Below are 14,280 nucleotides of genomic sequence, written 5' to 3' on the forward strand. Positions count from 1 at the left end.
TTGACTGTTTTCAGCCGCTGACCCGGGTCCGCCGCATCAGCAGCAGCGCGATGCCCGAGCAGGCCAGCGTCGCCAGCACCAGCGGTCGGTCGGTGCCGTCGAAGGCCAGCCCCACCGGCACCGCCAGCACCACCGCGCAGACGGTCGAGATGCAGCCCACGACCGAGGCCGCCATCCCCGCCAGATGCCCCATCTTCTGCAGCGCCAGCGCATTGAGGTTGCCGAAGGTGACCCCGATCATGAAGAAGAGCGAGGTCATCCAGAAGAAGAACACCGCAAAGCCGATACCGGCCTCGGTCCCCGCCAGCGCGCCCGATAAGGTCAGCGCCACCATCGCGGCCGAGACCACGGTCTGCATCGCATAGGCCCAGATCACGATCCGCCGCATCCCCAGCCGCACCACGAAGCGCGCGTTCAGCATCGAGCCGACGCCCGCCAGCAGCGCCATGCCCGCGAACCACAGCGGGAAGCTCGCCGCCCGGTGATAGGTCGTGTCGAAGAGCTGCTGCGCCGAAGAGATGGTCGCGAACATCTGCGCTTGGCCCAGCGTCAGGGTCAGCGTGTAGATCCGCACCTCGCGGTCGCCCAGCACCTCGCGGGCCCCCGCGACAAGGCCGCGCAGGTTCAGCGGCCGGCGGCGGGCAGGCTCCAGCGTCTCGGCCTGACGCAGGTTCAGCCAGGTGGCGCTGCACAGCGCGAAGATCACGAAGGCGAGGAAGATCCCGCGCCAGCCGGTGAAGGCCATGATCGCCGCCCCCAGCGAGGGCGCGACCGCCGGCACCAGGATGAAGATCATCATCACCAGCGAGGTGACCCGCGCCATTTCGCGCCCCTGGTAGAGGTCGCGCACCAGCGCCACGGCGACGATCCGCGGGCCCGAGGCGCCGATGCCCTGCAGGAACCGCGCGGCCAGCAGCATCTCGAGGCTTTCGGCGCGCCAGGCGGTCAGGGCGGCGATGATGTAGATCGCGATGCCGCCGGTGATCGTCACCTTGCGCCCGATCGCGTCCGAGATCGGGCCGGCGAACAGCGTGCCCAGCCCCATGCCCAGCATGAAGATGGTGATCACCAGCTGCACCCGGTTCGGGTCCTGCGGCGAGAGGTCCTGCGCGATCTTCGGGAACGAGGGCAGCATCGAATCGATCGAGAAGGCGATGGTCGCGAAGAGCATCGCCAGCAGTCCGATGAACTCGGGCAGCGGCAGGCGCTTCACCGGGCCTGCACCGACGGCGGGGTGGCTCATGTCACTCGGCATCGGGCTGGTCCTTGGCAAGAAGCTCGTCGATCACCTCGGTCCACAGCTCGGGCGGCTGCGCGCCCGAGATGGCATGGGTGTCGGCGACGATGAAGGTGGGAACCGAGCGCACGCCGCGCTCGGCGGCATGGCGGATGCGGGCGGTCACGCCCTCGCGGTCGGCATCGCTGTCCAGAAGCCGCGCGACCATGTCGCCGTCCATGCCGGCGGCGCCGGCGATCCCGGTCAGCGTGGCGCTGTCGCCGATGTCGCGGCCCTCGCGCCAATAGGCACGGTAGAGCGCCGAGACGACGGCCGCCTGCCGCCCCTCGATCCCGGCCCAATGGGTCAGCCGGTGGGCGTTCAGCGTGTTCGGCGTGCGCTCGATCGCGGGCAGGTTCAGCTCGACCCCGGCGGCGGCGGCGTGCTCCAGCAGCGGCTCGTGCACCTTCAGGATCGCGTCGACGCTGCCGAAGCGGGCCTTCATGTACTCGACCCGGTCCATGCCCTCGGGCGGCAGGCCGGGGTCGAGCTGGTAGGGATGCCAGGCCAGCAGCAACGGATGCGCGGGGCGTGCTTCCAGCGCGCGGTCAAGCATCGCCTTGCCGAGGTAGCACCACGGGCAGGCGAAATCGGCGATGATGTCGAGACGGATCATGGGCGGCACGCGGAACGGATCTGGGGACGGGTCATGGGGTCTTTCCGAAAGCGGCTCCCGTCCGCGGATCTGCGGGCGGGATCAGGGCGCGCGCCAGCTCTGTCGCAGCGCGCGTCGGTTCGCCTTGCCATTGGCGTTTTTGGGCAGCGCGTCAACCGCGATCCAGAGCCTTGGCTGCTTGTAGCGTGCGAGAGAGGCCTGTGCATGGGCGCAGAGCTCGTCTTCGGTCACCGCTGCGCGGGCGACATAGAAGGCGGCGATGACGCTCGCGCCCTCTTTCACCGGCACCTCGGCACAGGCGACCTCGGCCAGCGCGGGGTGGCGGGCCAGCGCCGCCTCGACCTCGAGCGGGCTGACCCGGAAGCCGCCCGCGTTCATCATGTCGTCGTCGCGGCCAAGGTAGGTGATCGCGCCGTCCTCGGCCATGCTGACGGTGTCGCCGGTCAGGTACCAGTCATCCGCGAAGCGCGCCGCGGTGTCCTCGGGCGCATCGAGATAGCCGAGGAACAGCCCCGGATCGGCGCGGTGGACGGCGAGGTTGCCGGGCTCGCCCCGCGGTACCGGGCGGTGGTCGGGGCCCAGCACCGCGACGTGGCGGCCGGGCTGCGGCCAGCCGGTCGCGGCCCCGTCGGCCGGGCGATGCGGCGCGGCTGAGACGAAGGTCGAGATCTCGGACATGCCGAGCGCCTCGTGGATCGCGGTGCCGGTCGCCGCTTCCCAGGCGGCGCGGGTGGTCTCGGGCAGCTTCTCGCCCGCCGACAGGCCGTGGCGCAGCTTCGGGAGGCTCAGCGCGGGCGTCGCGCGCAGCAGCTGGCGGAAGACGCCGGGCGCCGCGGCGAACAGCGTCGCGTCGAAGCGCTTCAGGAACAGCGCCAGCTGTTCGGGTCGCGTGCCCGGCGCCGGGATCAGCGCGGTCGCGCCCAGCGTCCAGGGGTCCATCAGCCCGGTCCCCAGCGTATAGGTCCAGTTGAAGGCGCCCGCGTGCAGCAGCCGGTCGGTCGCGGTCAGCCCGTACCAGCCCTGATGCATCATCGCCCGCGCCAGGATCGCGCGATGGGCATGCACGACCCCCCGCGCCTGCCCCGAGGTGCCCGAGGTATAGATGATGTAGCCCGGCCGCTCGGCCGGCCCGAGGTGCCAGGGCGCGGGGGGCAGCGCCTCCCATCCCTTCAGCCGCCCGGCAGGGATCACCCGGGCCGGGCAGTCGCGGGGCAGCGACACGCCCTCGCCCGCGATCACCGCGGCGGGCTTCAGACCCAGCGCGATCTTCGTGATCTCGGGCTCGGTCAGGCCGGCGGGGGTCGGCACCGGCACGAGGCCCGCGGCAATGGCGCCGAGGAAGGCCAGCGGAAACTCGACCGAGTTCTCGAGGCGCAGCAGCACCCGGTCGCCGGGCAGCAGCCCTTCGCCCAGAAGGCCGGTCGCGGTGCCGCGGACGGCGGCGATCAGGCGCGCATAGCTCCAGCGTTCGGCGCCCGAGGCGCGCAGGATCTGCAGCGCGATGCGGTCGGGCACGGCCTCGCCCGCGGCCAGCACATGGGCCGCGAGGTTGAAGCTGGCGGGGATCTCGGGCGGCGAGCCCTCGGCGAAGACGGACGGCGCGGACATGTGCCTGTGGTAGGCCGCGCGGAGCGGCCAGACAAGCGGAGCGTTGCGGCACGCCCCCGGGCATGAGCGCCCGAGCGCAGGGGGCCCGCCGATGGGTCCGCCATCGGTCCGAGGACCGATCGGCGGCGGGGAAGGCCGCGCCTCCCCCCGACCTTCCCGCTTCCGGCGGCATCCCGCCCGCGCAACGGGGATGTGATGGCGCGCCCCTGTCCGGCGGGGGGCGCGCATGGCATGCCTGGGCCACTGGCGCCCGACGGCGCCCGGGAAGAAGGGGTTTCATAGATGCGCATTGTCCTTGTCCGGATCGCGACGCTACTCGCGCTGGCGCCGCTGCCTGCCGCGGCGCAGTTCGCCACCCTGCCCCCGGCGGATCAGGTGATGAGCTTCTCGCCCGCCCAGTGCAGCGCGCTGTCAGAGATCCATACCGCCGTCGCCAGCCGGTCGTCCGACGACATCGAGCGCATCGGCGCCGCGATGGAGGCCAACCGCTATGGCGACCCGGCCGAGGTCTCGCGGATCTCGGGCCTGTCGATCCCGACGGTGACGACGATGGGGGCGCTGGACCAGCAGCAGGGCATGGCCTTCTCGCTGGTCTTCGGCTCGATGCTGCGCCAGTACCACCCCGAACTGCTGATGAAGGTGCTGCGCGAGCGCGGGCCGCTGGGCCAGGTGCCCGATGTCTCGGGCAACCCGCTGGGAATGGCGCTTCTGGACGGGATGCTGAACTCGGCGCAGCAGAGCTATCTGGGCCAGTGCACCTGACGCGGGGTGGCGTTCAGCGGGGCCCGTAAAGCTTCGCCGCGCGGGTCTCGAAGGCCTGCACCATGCGCCGGACCGCCTCGCCGAACACCACGCCGATGATCCCCTGCAGGATCGCGTTCTTGAATTCGAAATCGACGAAGAAATCGACCTCGCAGCCGGTCGCGGTGTCGCGGAAGGCCCAGTTCGACTTCATGTACTTGAACGGGCCGTCGAGATATTCGGTGTCGATCTTCCGCGCCTCGGGCCACAGGACGACGCGGCTGCCGAACTTCTCGCGGAACACCTTGAACGAGATCACGAGGTCGGCCTCGATCGCGGTCGCGCCATCGGGGCGCGCGGTGGTCGAGCGCAGGCGGGCCGCGGAACACCAGGGCAGGAATTCGGGGTAGCGCGGCACGTCCGCCACCAGGTCGTACATCTGCTGCGCGGTATAGGGCAGCTTGCGGGTCTCGGCGTGTTTCGGCATCGCGCTGGTCTGTCCTGCCTGGTTGTCCTTCGGTCAGGTCGGTCCAACGCTTCCCCTCGCGTGGACGTTCCGGCCCCCGTGTCGTAGAAACCGCGCCGTGGTTCAAGCGAAAGGCGCAGCATGGCCGGCATCCAGCGACCCTATGTCATCGACGAGATGATCTCGGCCAAGGCGATCGCGGCGCGGATCGAGGTGCTGGCGCGCGAGATCGACCGCACCTTCGCCGGCACCGAGAAGCTGGTGGTGGTGGGCCTGCTGCGCGGCTCGTTCATCTTCATCGCCGACCTGGTGCGCGAGCTGTCGCTGCCGGTCGAGGTCGATTTCCTGGAAGCCTCGTCCTATGGCGACCAGATGCATTCGACGCGCGAGGTGAAGATCCTGAAGGACCTGCGCGGCGAGATCGCGGGCCGCGACGTGCTGGTGGTCGAGGACATCGTCGACACCGGCTTCACGCTGTCCCATGTCATCCGGTTGCTGAAAAGCCGCGAGCCGCGGCGGATGGAGGTCTGCGCGCTGCTCGACAAGCCCGCGCGGCGCGAGGTCGAGGTGCGCGCGACCTGGACGGGGTTCGAGATCCCCGACGAATTCGTGGTCGGCTACGGCATCGACTATGCCCAGCGCAACCGCAACCTGCCCTTCATCGGCAAGGTGCGCTTCCCGGACGAGACCCCGTGAATCCGCTGGTCTGGCTGCTGCGGATGCGCCGCTGGCTGGCGCATCCGCCGCCGGCCAGCCGCGTCTGGCTGGTGGTGGGCGTGATCGCGCTGTGCCTCGCGCTCGCGGGGGCCGAGCGGCTGGGACTTGTCCCCGAGGGCTGGCAGGGCAGCCTGCGCCCCGGCGCGGCCGCGCGCCCCTGATGCCGGCACCGCCCCGGCCGGGACATCGCAGACGACATTTCCCTTCGCGATGACACGGTTGCGTGAGCGAACCCCCTGCCCGCTTGCCCGCGCCCGCGTCTCGCCCGAGGCTCTGGGCAGGCGGCGGACCGGTCAGGCAAGCACGGATCAGGGAAGCCTTGCGTCGGAGGGTCGTGGATGCGTCGTGCGCTGTTGCTGGTCTTGGCCCTGGGCATCCTCGCGGGGGGTGCGGTCCTGTGGATCACCCGCCCGGCCCGGGTCGATCCGGCGGACTATGCCGCGCTGACCGGCGATCCCGAGCGCGGGCGCGCGGTCTTCGACGCCGCCGGCTGCGCCTCGTGCCACCTGCCGGCGGGCACGCCGGAGGGCGCCGCCGCAGAGGGGGGCGATGCGCCGGTGCTGGCCGGAGGGCAGCGCTTCGCCAGCGACTTCGGCACCTTCGTCGCCCCGAACATCACCCCCGACCCCGAGGCGGGCATCGGCCACTGGTCGCTGGCCGACCTCGCCTCGGCGCTGACGCGGGGCACCGACCGCGCGGGGCGGCACCTCTATCCGGCGCTGCCCTATGCAAGCTATGTCCATGCCACGCCGCAGGACATCGCCGACCTCTACGAATACCTGATGACCCTGCCCCCGGATCCCACGCCGAACCAGCCGTCCGAGGTGCGCTTCCCCTTCTCGATCCGCGCAGGGCTGGGGGTCTGGAAGATGCTGAACCTGAAGGACAGCTGGGCCGTGCCGGGCGATCTGCCGCCCGAGGCCGCGCGCGGGCGCTATCTGGCCGAGGCGCTGGGGCATTGCGCCGAGTGCCATACGCCGCGCGACGCGCTGGGCGGGCTCGACCGCGACCGCTGGCTGTCGGGCGTGCCCGGGCCCGACGGGCGCGGCGGGGTGCCGAACATCACCCCCGGCGCGCTCGACTGGAGCGAGGCGGAGATCGCCGAATACCTTTCGTCCGGCTTCACCCCGGATTACGACAGCGCCGGCGGCGAGATGGCCAAGGTGGTGTCGAACTTCGCCAAGCTGCCCGAGGCCGACCGGCTGGCCGTGGCCGCCTATCTGAAGACGGTCCCCGCGATCGAGTGACGCGACCTGTCGCGGGTGGTGCCTGCAACACCCCCAAGACTTGGGACAAAAATCAACATGATGGGAATTTCGGGGTGCGATTCCCCGCCCGCTGGGATAGTGTCGCCGCCATACCGGCCCCCCGAGAGGCCGGGGACAGTGACATGAGGACCCGAGCATGACCCGATTCCGGAAAGGCGCGCTCAGCGCCTGCGCGCTGGCCACCGGCCTGATCGGCGGCGCCGCGAGCGCGCAGCAATACACCTATGGCTATACCGCGCAGAACGGCTATGGCGCGGGGGGTGGCGGCGGTTACGGCGCGGGCGGCAGCGGCGCGGGCAGCTACGGCGGATCGCAGGGCGGCAGCAGCTTCGGCAACGGCTACACGATCGAGGGCCGAGTCGAATACGAATGGCTCGCCACCCGCGACCACAACCGCGGCCTTGCCTACGGCGACGTGACCTTCGGCTTTATGTCCTCGTCCAGCCCCTTCGGCTGGGAACTGGGCTTCCAGGGCTACCAGTCCGACGAGGGCGACATCGCGGTCTACGGCGCGGGCAAGATGGCGCTGGGCAACGGCGTGATCTCGGCCGGTGTGCCGCGCTCGTCGATGGACACCTTCCTTGACATCCCGGCGCTCGGCGGCTCGCAAAGCGTCGATCTGGCGACCGGGGTGATGACCCGCGGCTTCGTCGGCACCACCTACCTGCATTCCGGCGACACCCCCTGGGGCCTGCGCTATGACGGCACCTTCCAGCAGGCGACGGTCTCTGGCTCGGTCCACCAGTTCGAGGGCGACGGCACCGTCATCGACGGCACGGTCAGCGTGAAGGCGGGGCAGTTCACGCTCAGCGCCGGGGCCGAGAATGTCGACCGGCGCGACAATTCCGGCGTAAACACCGTATCCGGCGTGAAATACGACGCCGGCGGCTGGCAGGGCGGGCTCTACTATTCTGACGTGCAGCGCCCCGGCGACATGTCGGGCTGGACCGGATACGGCAGCTGGACCCCCGGCGGGCCGCTGACGATCACCGGTTCGGTCATCGCCACGCGGCAGGACGGCCGCGGCTCGACCCTTTACGGCGCCTCGGCCGAGTACACGGTCTGGGAGAACGCCTATGTCCAGGGCGGCGTGCTGGATGGCGACGACACCGACGCCACCTGGGACCTGAGCATGGGCTGGAAGTTCTGACGCCCTAGCGCGGCGCGGGGCCGGTGGCGCGATCCACCGGCGCACGCACCGCGGCCTCGGCCTGCGCGGCCAGCACCTTGCGAGAGCCCGCCTCGGCGACCGGGATCGGCGCGTGGAAGGTCACCTCGGCCCGAGCGGGGCGCGGGTTCGCCATCAGCTTCAGCAGATGCGGGCCGAAGTCCATGTCGCCCCACCAGCCCAAAAAGCGCGGATCCTGCCCGCGCGGCGCGGCGTAGACCACCGACAACGGCTGGATCGCGGTTTCCTCGGCCAGCCCGTCCAGGAAGAAGGCCGCGAAGAGCGTCGTCTTGAACGGCAGCACCCGCCGCCCGTCGGTCGAGGTGCCCTCGGGGAAGAACAGCAGCCGGTGCCCGGCGCGCAGGCGGTGTTCGAGCAGGTCCTGCTGCGCGCGCGCCTCGCGCGGGTCGCGGGTGATGAACAGCGTGCCCGTCGCCCGGGCGAGCCAGCCGATGCCGGGCCAGCGCGCGACCTCTGCCTTCGAGATGAAGTAGATCCGGTCGCAGGCGTTCAGCGTGTAGATGTCGAGCCAGCCGGCATGGTTGGCCACCAGCGCGCCATGCTGCCGCATCGGCCGGCCGGTGATCCGCAGCCGGATCCCGAGGATCGCCAGCGAGCCGCGGCAGACGCCTTGGGTGATCCAGGGCGTCAGCGGGCGGTGCAGGCCCCAGATCAGCCGTTCCGGCTGGCGCAGCGCCACCAGCAGGGCAAGCCCGCCGAAGTTCAGCACCAGAAGCAGCGGCGCCCGGACCGCGACCAGCAGCCAGCCCAGCAGACCCACCCGCGGCTGCGGCGGCGGGTCGTCGTGCCAAGTCACCATCTCAGTCGCGGGCCCCGGTCTCGGCGCCCGCCGCCCCGAGGTCGGTCTTGCGGGTGTAGAAGCCCTTGTGGCGCGCGCTCATCGCCTCGGTGTCCATCAGCAGGCAGACATCGGTGGTGTTGAACGGGTGGTCGACGAAGGCGCCCTCGCCCACGAAGCCGCCAAGGCGCAGGTAGGCCTTGATCAGCGCCGGCATCTCGAGCATCGCCTGTTTGCGGTCGATCTCGGCCTCGGGCACCAGATCCATCGGCTGCAGCACGCGCGAGCGCACGCGCAGCGCCTGCGGAGCGAGATGGTGGTGGTGCAGCCAGGCCAGCGGCATCTTCAGCGCCTCGACATCGGTGCCGTGGAAGCTGGCGACGCCGAACAGCACCTCGATCCGCCGGGCCAGCACATAGTCGGCCAGCGCGTTCCACAGCAGATACATTGCCGCGCCGCCGCGGAACTGCACGTCGACGCAGGAGCGGCCAAGCTCCAGCAGCCGCCGGCCCGAGGCGCGCAACGCCGACAGGTCGTATTCGGCATCGCAGTAGAATCGCCCGAAGGCTGCTGCCTTCTCGGCGGTCAGCAGGCGGTAGGCGCCCACGACATGGTCGTGGCTGGCCGGATCGCGGGTTTCATCGACCAGCACGAGGTGATCGCAGACCGGGTCGAATTCGTCGCGTTCGAAGCGGCCCTGATGATCGACAAGCGGCCCGGCGGCACCGAGTTCCTCGACGAAGACGCGGTAGCGCAGACGCTCGGCCCCGCGCAGGTCGGCCTCGCCCGAGGCCAGCCTCACCGCGAGCACCGGGGCCAGAGCCGGGGCCTTTTGCCCCCCGATCCGCGCTTCTGCCTTGCCGCCGCTCATCCAAACCCCCGCGATCCCCTGCGCGGGTTCTAGGCGCAGGGCGCGACCGGCGCAACCTTCCCCCGGACATCCCCGGGAGTTCCTCCGCAACGCCGGCGCTCCTGTTCGGGCCCGCCACTGGTCACACCTGATAATATGTATTAATTATCAGTGTTTTAAGTTGCATTTCGCATTTGACAGGCGCGAGAAATTCCCGGAAGGGTTGCATCGCGCATCCGCAGCGGTCAGTATTGATGTACCAGTTCGAGTTCCACCACCGCCCCGTCCAGGACCTGTTTCCCGGCATGTTCGAAGTTCACGGTGATCCTGTTTCCGATATTGGACTGGACCTGACCCAGGCCCCAGTCCGGCTGCCGCGGATTGCGCACCAGCATTCCGGGCTGGAGGATCGCGTTCATCTGTCCTTCTCCGCTTTCTGCCCCGGGGGGCGCAAGTGACGGCGCGCGTGCCGCTGACGGCCGAGGGGCTGCTGCCACTGCTGGGCTCGCGCATCTGCCATGACCTTATCAGCCCTCTGGGCGCGATCAGCAACGGGCTGGAGCTGCTGCAGATGGCGGGCCTTGCCGGCGGGGCCGAGATCGACCTGATCTCGCAAAGCGTCGCCGCGGCCAATGCCAAGGTGAAATTCTACCGTCTCGCCTTCGGCGCCGGCTCGGCGCAGCGGATCGCCGGGACCGAGATCGCGGCGCTGCTGGCCGAGATCTCGTCGGGCGGGCGGATGGCCTTGCGCTGGCAGGGGGAACGCGACGCGACGCGGGCCGAGGTGAAGCTGGCGCTGCTGGCGCTCCAATGCCTTGAAACCGCGATGCCCTGGGGCGGAACGGTGACGCTGGCGCAGGCGGGCCGCGACTGGACGATCACCGGCACGGCCGAGCGGATGAAGATCGACACCGCGCTTTGGGCGCTGCTCGACACCGAGGTGACGGGGTCGGCGGTCGAAACCCTGTCGGCAGCGCAGGTGCAGTTCGGCCTGCTGGCGCTCGAGGCGCGGCTGATGGGCCGCGCGCTCGACCATTCGATCGGCGAGGGGCGGATCGAGATCCGGTTCTGAGCCGCCCCCGGCCTTGGATCGGGGTTACGGCCGGATCGCGCCGTTGCCCTCGACGATGTACTTGAACGTCGTCAGCTGCTCGGCCCCCACGGGACCGCGCGCATGCAGCTTGCCGGTGGCGATGCCGATCTCTGCCCCCATCCCGAACTCGCCGCCATCGGCGAACTGGGTCGAGGCGTTGCGCAAGAGGATCGCCGAATCGAGCCGGGTGAAGAAGCGCTCGGCCGTCGGGTCGTCGCGGGTCACGATCGCCTCGGTGTGCTGGCTGCCATATTTGCGGATATGGGCGATGGCCTCGTCCACGCCGTCCACCAGCTTCACCGCGATGATCTTGTCGAGGAACTCCTTGCCGAAATCCGCCTCCGTCGCCGGAACCGTGCCGGGGATCTTCGACAGGATGCCATCGGCGCGCACCTCGACGCCCTTCTCGAGAAGCGCCTCGATCAGCCGCGGCCCGTGTTCAGTGTAGTATTTCCAGTCGATCAGCAGGCATTCCGCCGCGCCGCAGATCCCGGTGCGCCGGGTCTTGGCGTTGACGACGATCTTCTCGGCCATGTCGGGATCGGCCCATTTGTCGACATAGACATGGCAGATGCCCTCGAGATGCGCGAAGACCGGCACCCGCGCCTCTTTCTGCACGAGGCCGACCAGCCCCTTGCCGCCACGGGGCACGATGACATCGACATGCTCGACCGCGCGCAGAAGCTCGGCCACGGCCTCGCGGTCGCGGGTCGGGATCAGCTGGATCGCGTCCTCGGGCAGGCCCGCCTGTTTCAGCCCGGTCACGAGACACTCGTGCAGGATGGTCGAGGAATGGAAGCTTTCCGAGCCGCCACGCAGGATCACCGCGTTGCCCGATTTCAGGCAGAGCGCGCCTGCGTCGACGGTGACGTTCGGCCGGCTTTCGAAGATCACGCCCACGACCCCGATCGGGGTGCGCACGCGGCGGATGTGCAGGCCCGAGGGTCGGTCCCATTCGGCGATGACCTCGCCGACCGGGTCCTTCTGCTCGGCCACGGCGCGCAGGCCGTCGACGATCGCCGACAGACGCAGATCGTTCAGCATCAGCCGGTCCATCATCGCGGGCGAGATGCCCTTGGCCTCGGCATAGGCCAGATCCTCGCAATTGGCGTCGAAGATTTCCTGCCGGCGGGCCCAGACGGCCTCGGCCGCGCTCAGCAGCGCCGCGACCTTGCGTTCGGTTGGGGCGAAGGCAAGCTCGGCGGCGGCGGCGCGCGCACGGCGGCCGATATCGTCGATCAGGGCGGGGATGTTGTCCATGTCCTTCATGGCCCTTGCCTCCTTCTGGAATGTCGCAGAGATGCGCCTTCGCATCCCGTCTTGCAATGGCGCCTACAGCACCATGTCGTCGCGGTGGATCAGCGCCGCCCGCCCTGGCGAGCCGAGGATCGCCTCGATCTCACCCGAGCGGTGGCCGGCGATGGCCCGCGCCTCGGTCGAGGTGTAGCGGATCAGCCCCTTGGCCAGAACCTCGCCCGTCGGCGCCAGCACCGCCACCGGCTCGCCGCGCCCGAAGCTGCCGGTGACCTTGGTGACGCCCGCCGGCAGCAGCGACTTGCCCTGCGCCAGCGCCGCCACGGCCCCGGCGTCGATGCGCACCTCGCCCTTGGGCTTCATCGCCGCGATCCAGCGCTTGCGCGCGGCCTGCGGGTCGCCCTCGGGCAGGAACCAGGTGCAGTTCGCGCCCGCGGTCAGCGCCGTGAGCGGCTTCAGCGGCGAGCCTTCCATGATCGCCATCGCGCAGCCGCCCGAGACGGCGGTGCGCGCGGCCAGAAGCTTGGTCTTCATGCCCCCTTTCGAGAGGCCCGAGACCGGATCGCCCGCCATCGCCTCGATCTCGGCAGTGATGTGCTCGACCACCTCGAAGCGCACGGCCGTCGGGTCTTCCTTCGGGTTCGCCGAATAGAAGCCGTCGACATCCGACAGCAGCACCAGCTGGTCCGCGCCCACCGTCACCGCGATCTGCGCCGCCAGCCGGTCGTTGTCGCCGAAGCGGATCTCGTCGGTGGCGACCGTGTCGTTCTCGTTCACGATCGGCACCACGCCAAGGCCCAGCAGCGTCTCCATCGTCGCCCGCGCGTTCAGATAGCGCCGGCGGTCGGTGGTGTCCTCAAGCGTCATCAGCACCTGGGCGGCGGTGATGTTGTGGGGTGCCAACACCTCTTCATAGGCGCGCGCCAGCCGGATCTGGCCCACGGCCGCCGCGGCCTGGCTCTGCTCCAAAGGCAGCGCCGCGAAGGGCAGGTTCAACAGGATCCGCCCCAGCGCGATCGAGCCCGAGGAGACAAGGATCACATCCGTCCCCCGCGCCCGCGCCGCGGCCACGTCCTCGGCCAGCGCGACCAGCCAGTCGGTCTTCAGCCCCGTCGCCCGGTCCACCAGCAGCGCCGAGCCGATCTTGACGACCAGCCGGCGCGCCGCGCGGATGTCGGGCCGGGTCGCGGTCGCGGTCAGGGTTGCCAAGGCTGCGCCTCCACCGGGGTGATCCGGTCGGCGTCGATCTCGGCCATCAGCGCGCGCAGCACGTCGATCACGCCCTTGCCGGTCGCGGCCGAGATCAGGAAGACCTTGCCGCCCGAGGCCTTCTCCAGCGCCTTCTGCTTCTTCTTCAGCTCGTCGGGCTCGATCGCGTCGATCTTGTTCAGCGCGGTGATCCGGGTCTTGCCGGCCAGATCCTCGTCATAGGCCTCGAGCTCGTCGATGATGGTCTGGTAATCCTCGGCGACATGCTCGGACGTGCCGTCGATCAGGTGCAGCAGCACCGCGCAGCGCTCGACATGGCCGAGGAACCGGTCGCCCAGCCCCCGCCCCTCGGAAGCGCCCTCGATCAGGCCGGGGATGTCGGCCATGACGAATTCGCGGCCATCGACGCCGACGACGCCGAGGTTCGGCACCAGCGTGGTGAAGGGGTAATCCGCGATCTTCGGCCGCGCGTTCGAACTGGCGGCAAGGAAGGTCGACTTGCCGGCATTGGGCAGGCCCAGCAGCCCCGCATCGGCGATCAGCTTCAGCCGCAGCCAGATGGTGCGGTCGATGCCGGGCTGGCCGGGGTTGGCGCGGCTCGGTGCGCGGTTGGTCGAGGACTTGAAATGCAGGTTGCCGAAGCCGCCATTGCCGCCGCGGGCCAGCAGCACGCGCTGCCCGGGCTCGGTCAGGTCGGCGATGATCGTGCCCTCGTCGCCCTCGTCGCTGTCGGGCTCGATGATCTCGGTCCCGACCGGCACCTTCAGGATGATGTCCTCGCCATTGGCGCCGGTCATCTGCCGTCCCATGCCGGGGGTACCGTTCTTGGCGAAGAAATGCTGCTGGTAGCGGAAGTCGATCAGCGTGTTCAGCCCCTCGACCGCCTCGGCCCAGACCGAGCCGCCATTGCCGCCGTCACCGCCATCGGGCCCGCCGAATTCGATGAACTTCTCGCGCCGGAAGCTGACGCAGCCGTTCCCGCCGCCGCCCGACCGGATGTAGACCTTGCAGAGATCGAGGAACTTCATGGCAGACACTTTCGACTAGGCTTGAGGGGCTCGCCCCCGCCGGCGCCCATGGGCACATCGGAGCGGTCCTGCGAGCCGATAGGGGATAATGCGCCAAGGCTCAAGCCTCGCGCGAGGCCCACCCCTTTTCGCACTGGTTCAAATATCCCGGGGGGAGGCCCGGAACGGGCCCGGGGGGGGGAGCCCC

Annotated in this window: 16 protein-coding genes; 6 read left to right on the forward strand and 10 right to left on the reverse strand. The window is 70.0% G+C overall.

From position 1 onward, the window contains the following. Positions 1–10 precede the first annotated feature (10 nt). From V8J36_RS09855 to V8J36_RS09865, 3 genes are all read right to left on the reverse strand, one after another. Positions 11–1,255 carry a multidrug effflux MFS transporter gene (locus tag V8J36_RS09855; RefSeq protein ID WP_336467120.1) on the reverse strand — a complete coding sequence of 415 codons (1,245 nt, stop codon included), beginning with the start codon at positions 1,253–1,255 and terminating at the stop codon, positions 11–13. After that, the gene (locus tag V8J36_RS09860; RefSeq protein ID WP_336467121.1) at positions 1,245–1,892 is read right to left on the reverse strand and encodes a DsbA family oxidoreductase; all 648 of its coding nucleotides are present in this window, start codon (positions 1,890–1,892) and stop codon (positions 1,245–1,247) included. The genes V8J36_RS09855 and V8J36_RS09860 overlap by 11 nt, the downstream gene beginning before the upstream one ends. An 81-nt stretch (positions 1,893–1,973) precedes the next feature. Next, complete coding sequence (locus V8J36_RS09865) at positions 1,974–3,500, reverse strand: class I adenylate-forming enzyme family protein (RefSeq protein ID WP_336467122.1); 1,527 nt, start codon at positions 3,498–3,500, stop codon at positions 1,974–1,976. A gap of 282 nt (positions 3,501–3,782) precedes the next feature. Here V8J36_RS09865 and V8J36_RS09870 point away from each other — a divergent pair, with 282 nt between their 5' ends. Next, positions 3,783–4,262: a hypothetical protein gene (locus tag V8J36_RS09870; protein WP_336467123.1), complete on the forward strand. Its 480-nt coding sequence runs from the start codon at positions 3,783–3,785 to the stop codon at positions 4,260–4,262. A 13-nt stretch (positions 4,263–4,275) separates the two neighbouring features. On the opposite strand, the gene V8J36_RS09875 is transcribed toward V8J36_RS09870, so the two are convergent. Continuing rightward, positions 4,276–4,728 (reverse strand): type II toxin-antitoxin system RatA family toxin, encoded by a 453-nt coding sequence (locus V8J36_RS09875; protein ID WP_336467124.1) that lies wholly within the window; start codon positions 4,726–4,728, stop codon positions 4,276–4,278. Positions 4,729–4,848: 120 nt separating this feature from the next. Here V8J36_RS09875 and hpt point away from each other — a divergent pair, with 120 nt between their 5' ends. From hpt to V8J36_RS09895, 4 genes are all read left to right on the forward strand, one after another. Continuing rightward, positions 4,849–5,403 carry a hypoxanthine phosphoribosyltransferase gene (gene hpt / locus V8J36_RS09880; RefSeq protein WP_336467125.1) on the forward strand — a complete coding sequence of 185 codons (555 nt, stop codon included), beginning with the start codon at positions 4,849–4,851 and terminating at the stop codon, positions 5,401–5,403. Then, positions 5,400–5,585: a hypothetical protein gene (locus tag V8J36_RS09885; RefSeq protein ID WP_336467126.1), complete on the forward strand. Its 186-nt coding sequence runs from the start codon at positions 5,400–5,402 to the stop codon at positions 5,583–5,585. Before hpt ends, V8J36_RS09885 begins: the two co-directional genes overlap by 4 nt. 177 nt (positions 5,586–5,762) lie before the next feature. Then, positions 5,763–6,671 carry a c-type cytochrome gene (locus V8J36_RS09890; protein WP_336467127.1) on the forward strand — a complete coding sequence of 303 codons (909 nt, stop codon included), beginning with the start codon at positions 5,763–5,765 and terminating at the stop codon, positions 6,669–6,671. A gap of 157 nt (positions 6,672–6,828) precedes the next feature. Then, positions 6,829–7,842 carry a hypothetical protein gene (locus V8J36_RS09895; protein ID WP_336467128.1) on the forward strand — a complete coding sequence of 338 codons (1,014 nt, stop codon included), beginning with the start codon at positions 6,829–6,831 and terminating at the stop codon, positions 7,840–7,842. Positions 7,843–7,846: 4 nt separating this feature from the next. Here V8J36_RS09895 and V8J36_RS09900 read toward each other — a convergent pair whose 3' ends face one another. The 3 genes from V8J36_RS09900 to V8J36_RS09910 form a co-directional block, all read right to left on the reverse strand. Continuing rightward, positions 7,847–8,680, reverse strand: a complete 834-nt coding sequence (locus tag V8J36_RS09900) for a lysophospholipid acyltransferase family protein (RefSeq protein WP_336467129.1) — start codon at positions 8,678–8,680, stop codon at positions 7,847–7,849. A gap of 1 nt (position 8,681) precedes the next feature. After that, positions 8,682–9,530 (reverse strand): GNAT family N-acetyltransferase, encoded by an 849-nt coding sequence (locus tag V8J36_RS09905; protein WP_336467130.1) that lies wholly within the window; start codon positions 9,528–9,530, stop codon positions 8,682–8,684. 224 nt (positions 9,531–9,754) lie between these two features. Then, the gene (locus V8J36_RS09910) at positions 9,755–9,928 is read right to left on the reverse strand and encodes a DUF3553 domain-containing protein (RefSeq protein WP_336467131.1); all 174 of its coding nucleotides are present in this window, start codon (positions 9,926–9,928) and stop codon (positions 9,755–9,757) included. Between the two features lie 35 nt (positions 9,929–9,963). Between V8J36_RS09910 and V8J36_RS09915 the strand changes: the two genes are divergently transcribed. Continuing rightward, positions 9,964–10,581, forward strand: coding sequence for a histidine phosphotransferase family protein (locus V8J36_RS09915; RefSeq protein ID WP_336467132.1), 618 nt, complete (start codon positions 9,964–9,966; stop codon positions 10,579–10,581). Positions 10,582–10,605: 24 nt separating this feature from the next. Here V8J36_RS09915 and V8J36_RS09920 read toward each other — a convergent pair whose 3' ends face one another. From V8J36_RS09920 to obgE, 3 genes are all read right to left on the reverse strand, one after another. After that, a complete protein-coding gene (locus V8J36_RS09920; RefSeq protein WP_336467133.1) occupies positions 10,606–11,871 on the reverse strand; it encodes a glutamate-5-semialdehyde dehydrogenase in 1,266 nt (421 codons plus the stop codon). A 63-nt stretch (positions 11,872–11,934) separates the two neighbouring features. After that, positions 11,935–13,065: a glutamate 5-kinase gene (gene proB, locus V8J36_RS09925; RefSeq protein ID WP_336467134.1), complete on the reverse strand. Its 1,131-nt coding sequence runs from the start codon at positions 13,063–13,065 to the stop codon at positions 11,935–11,937. Further along, positions 13,053–14,093 (reverse strand): GTPase ObgE, encoded by a 1,041-nt coding sequence (obgE, locus tag V8J36_RS09930; RefSeq protein ID WP_336467135.1) that lies wholly within the window; start codon positions 14,091–14,093, stop codon positions 13,053–13,055. Before obgE ends, proB begins: the two co-directional genes overlap by 13 nt. Positions 14,094–14,280 lie beyond the last annotated feature (187 nt).

Source organism: Frigidibacter sp. MR17.14, assembly GCF_037095735.1.
Taxonomy (GTDB): Bacteria; Pseudomonadota; Alphaproteobacteria; order Rhodobacterales; family Rhodobacteraceae; genus Frigidibacter.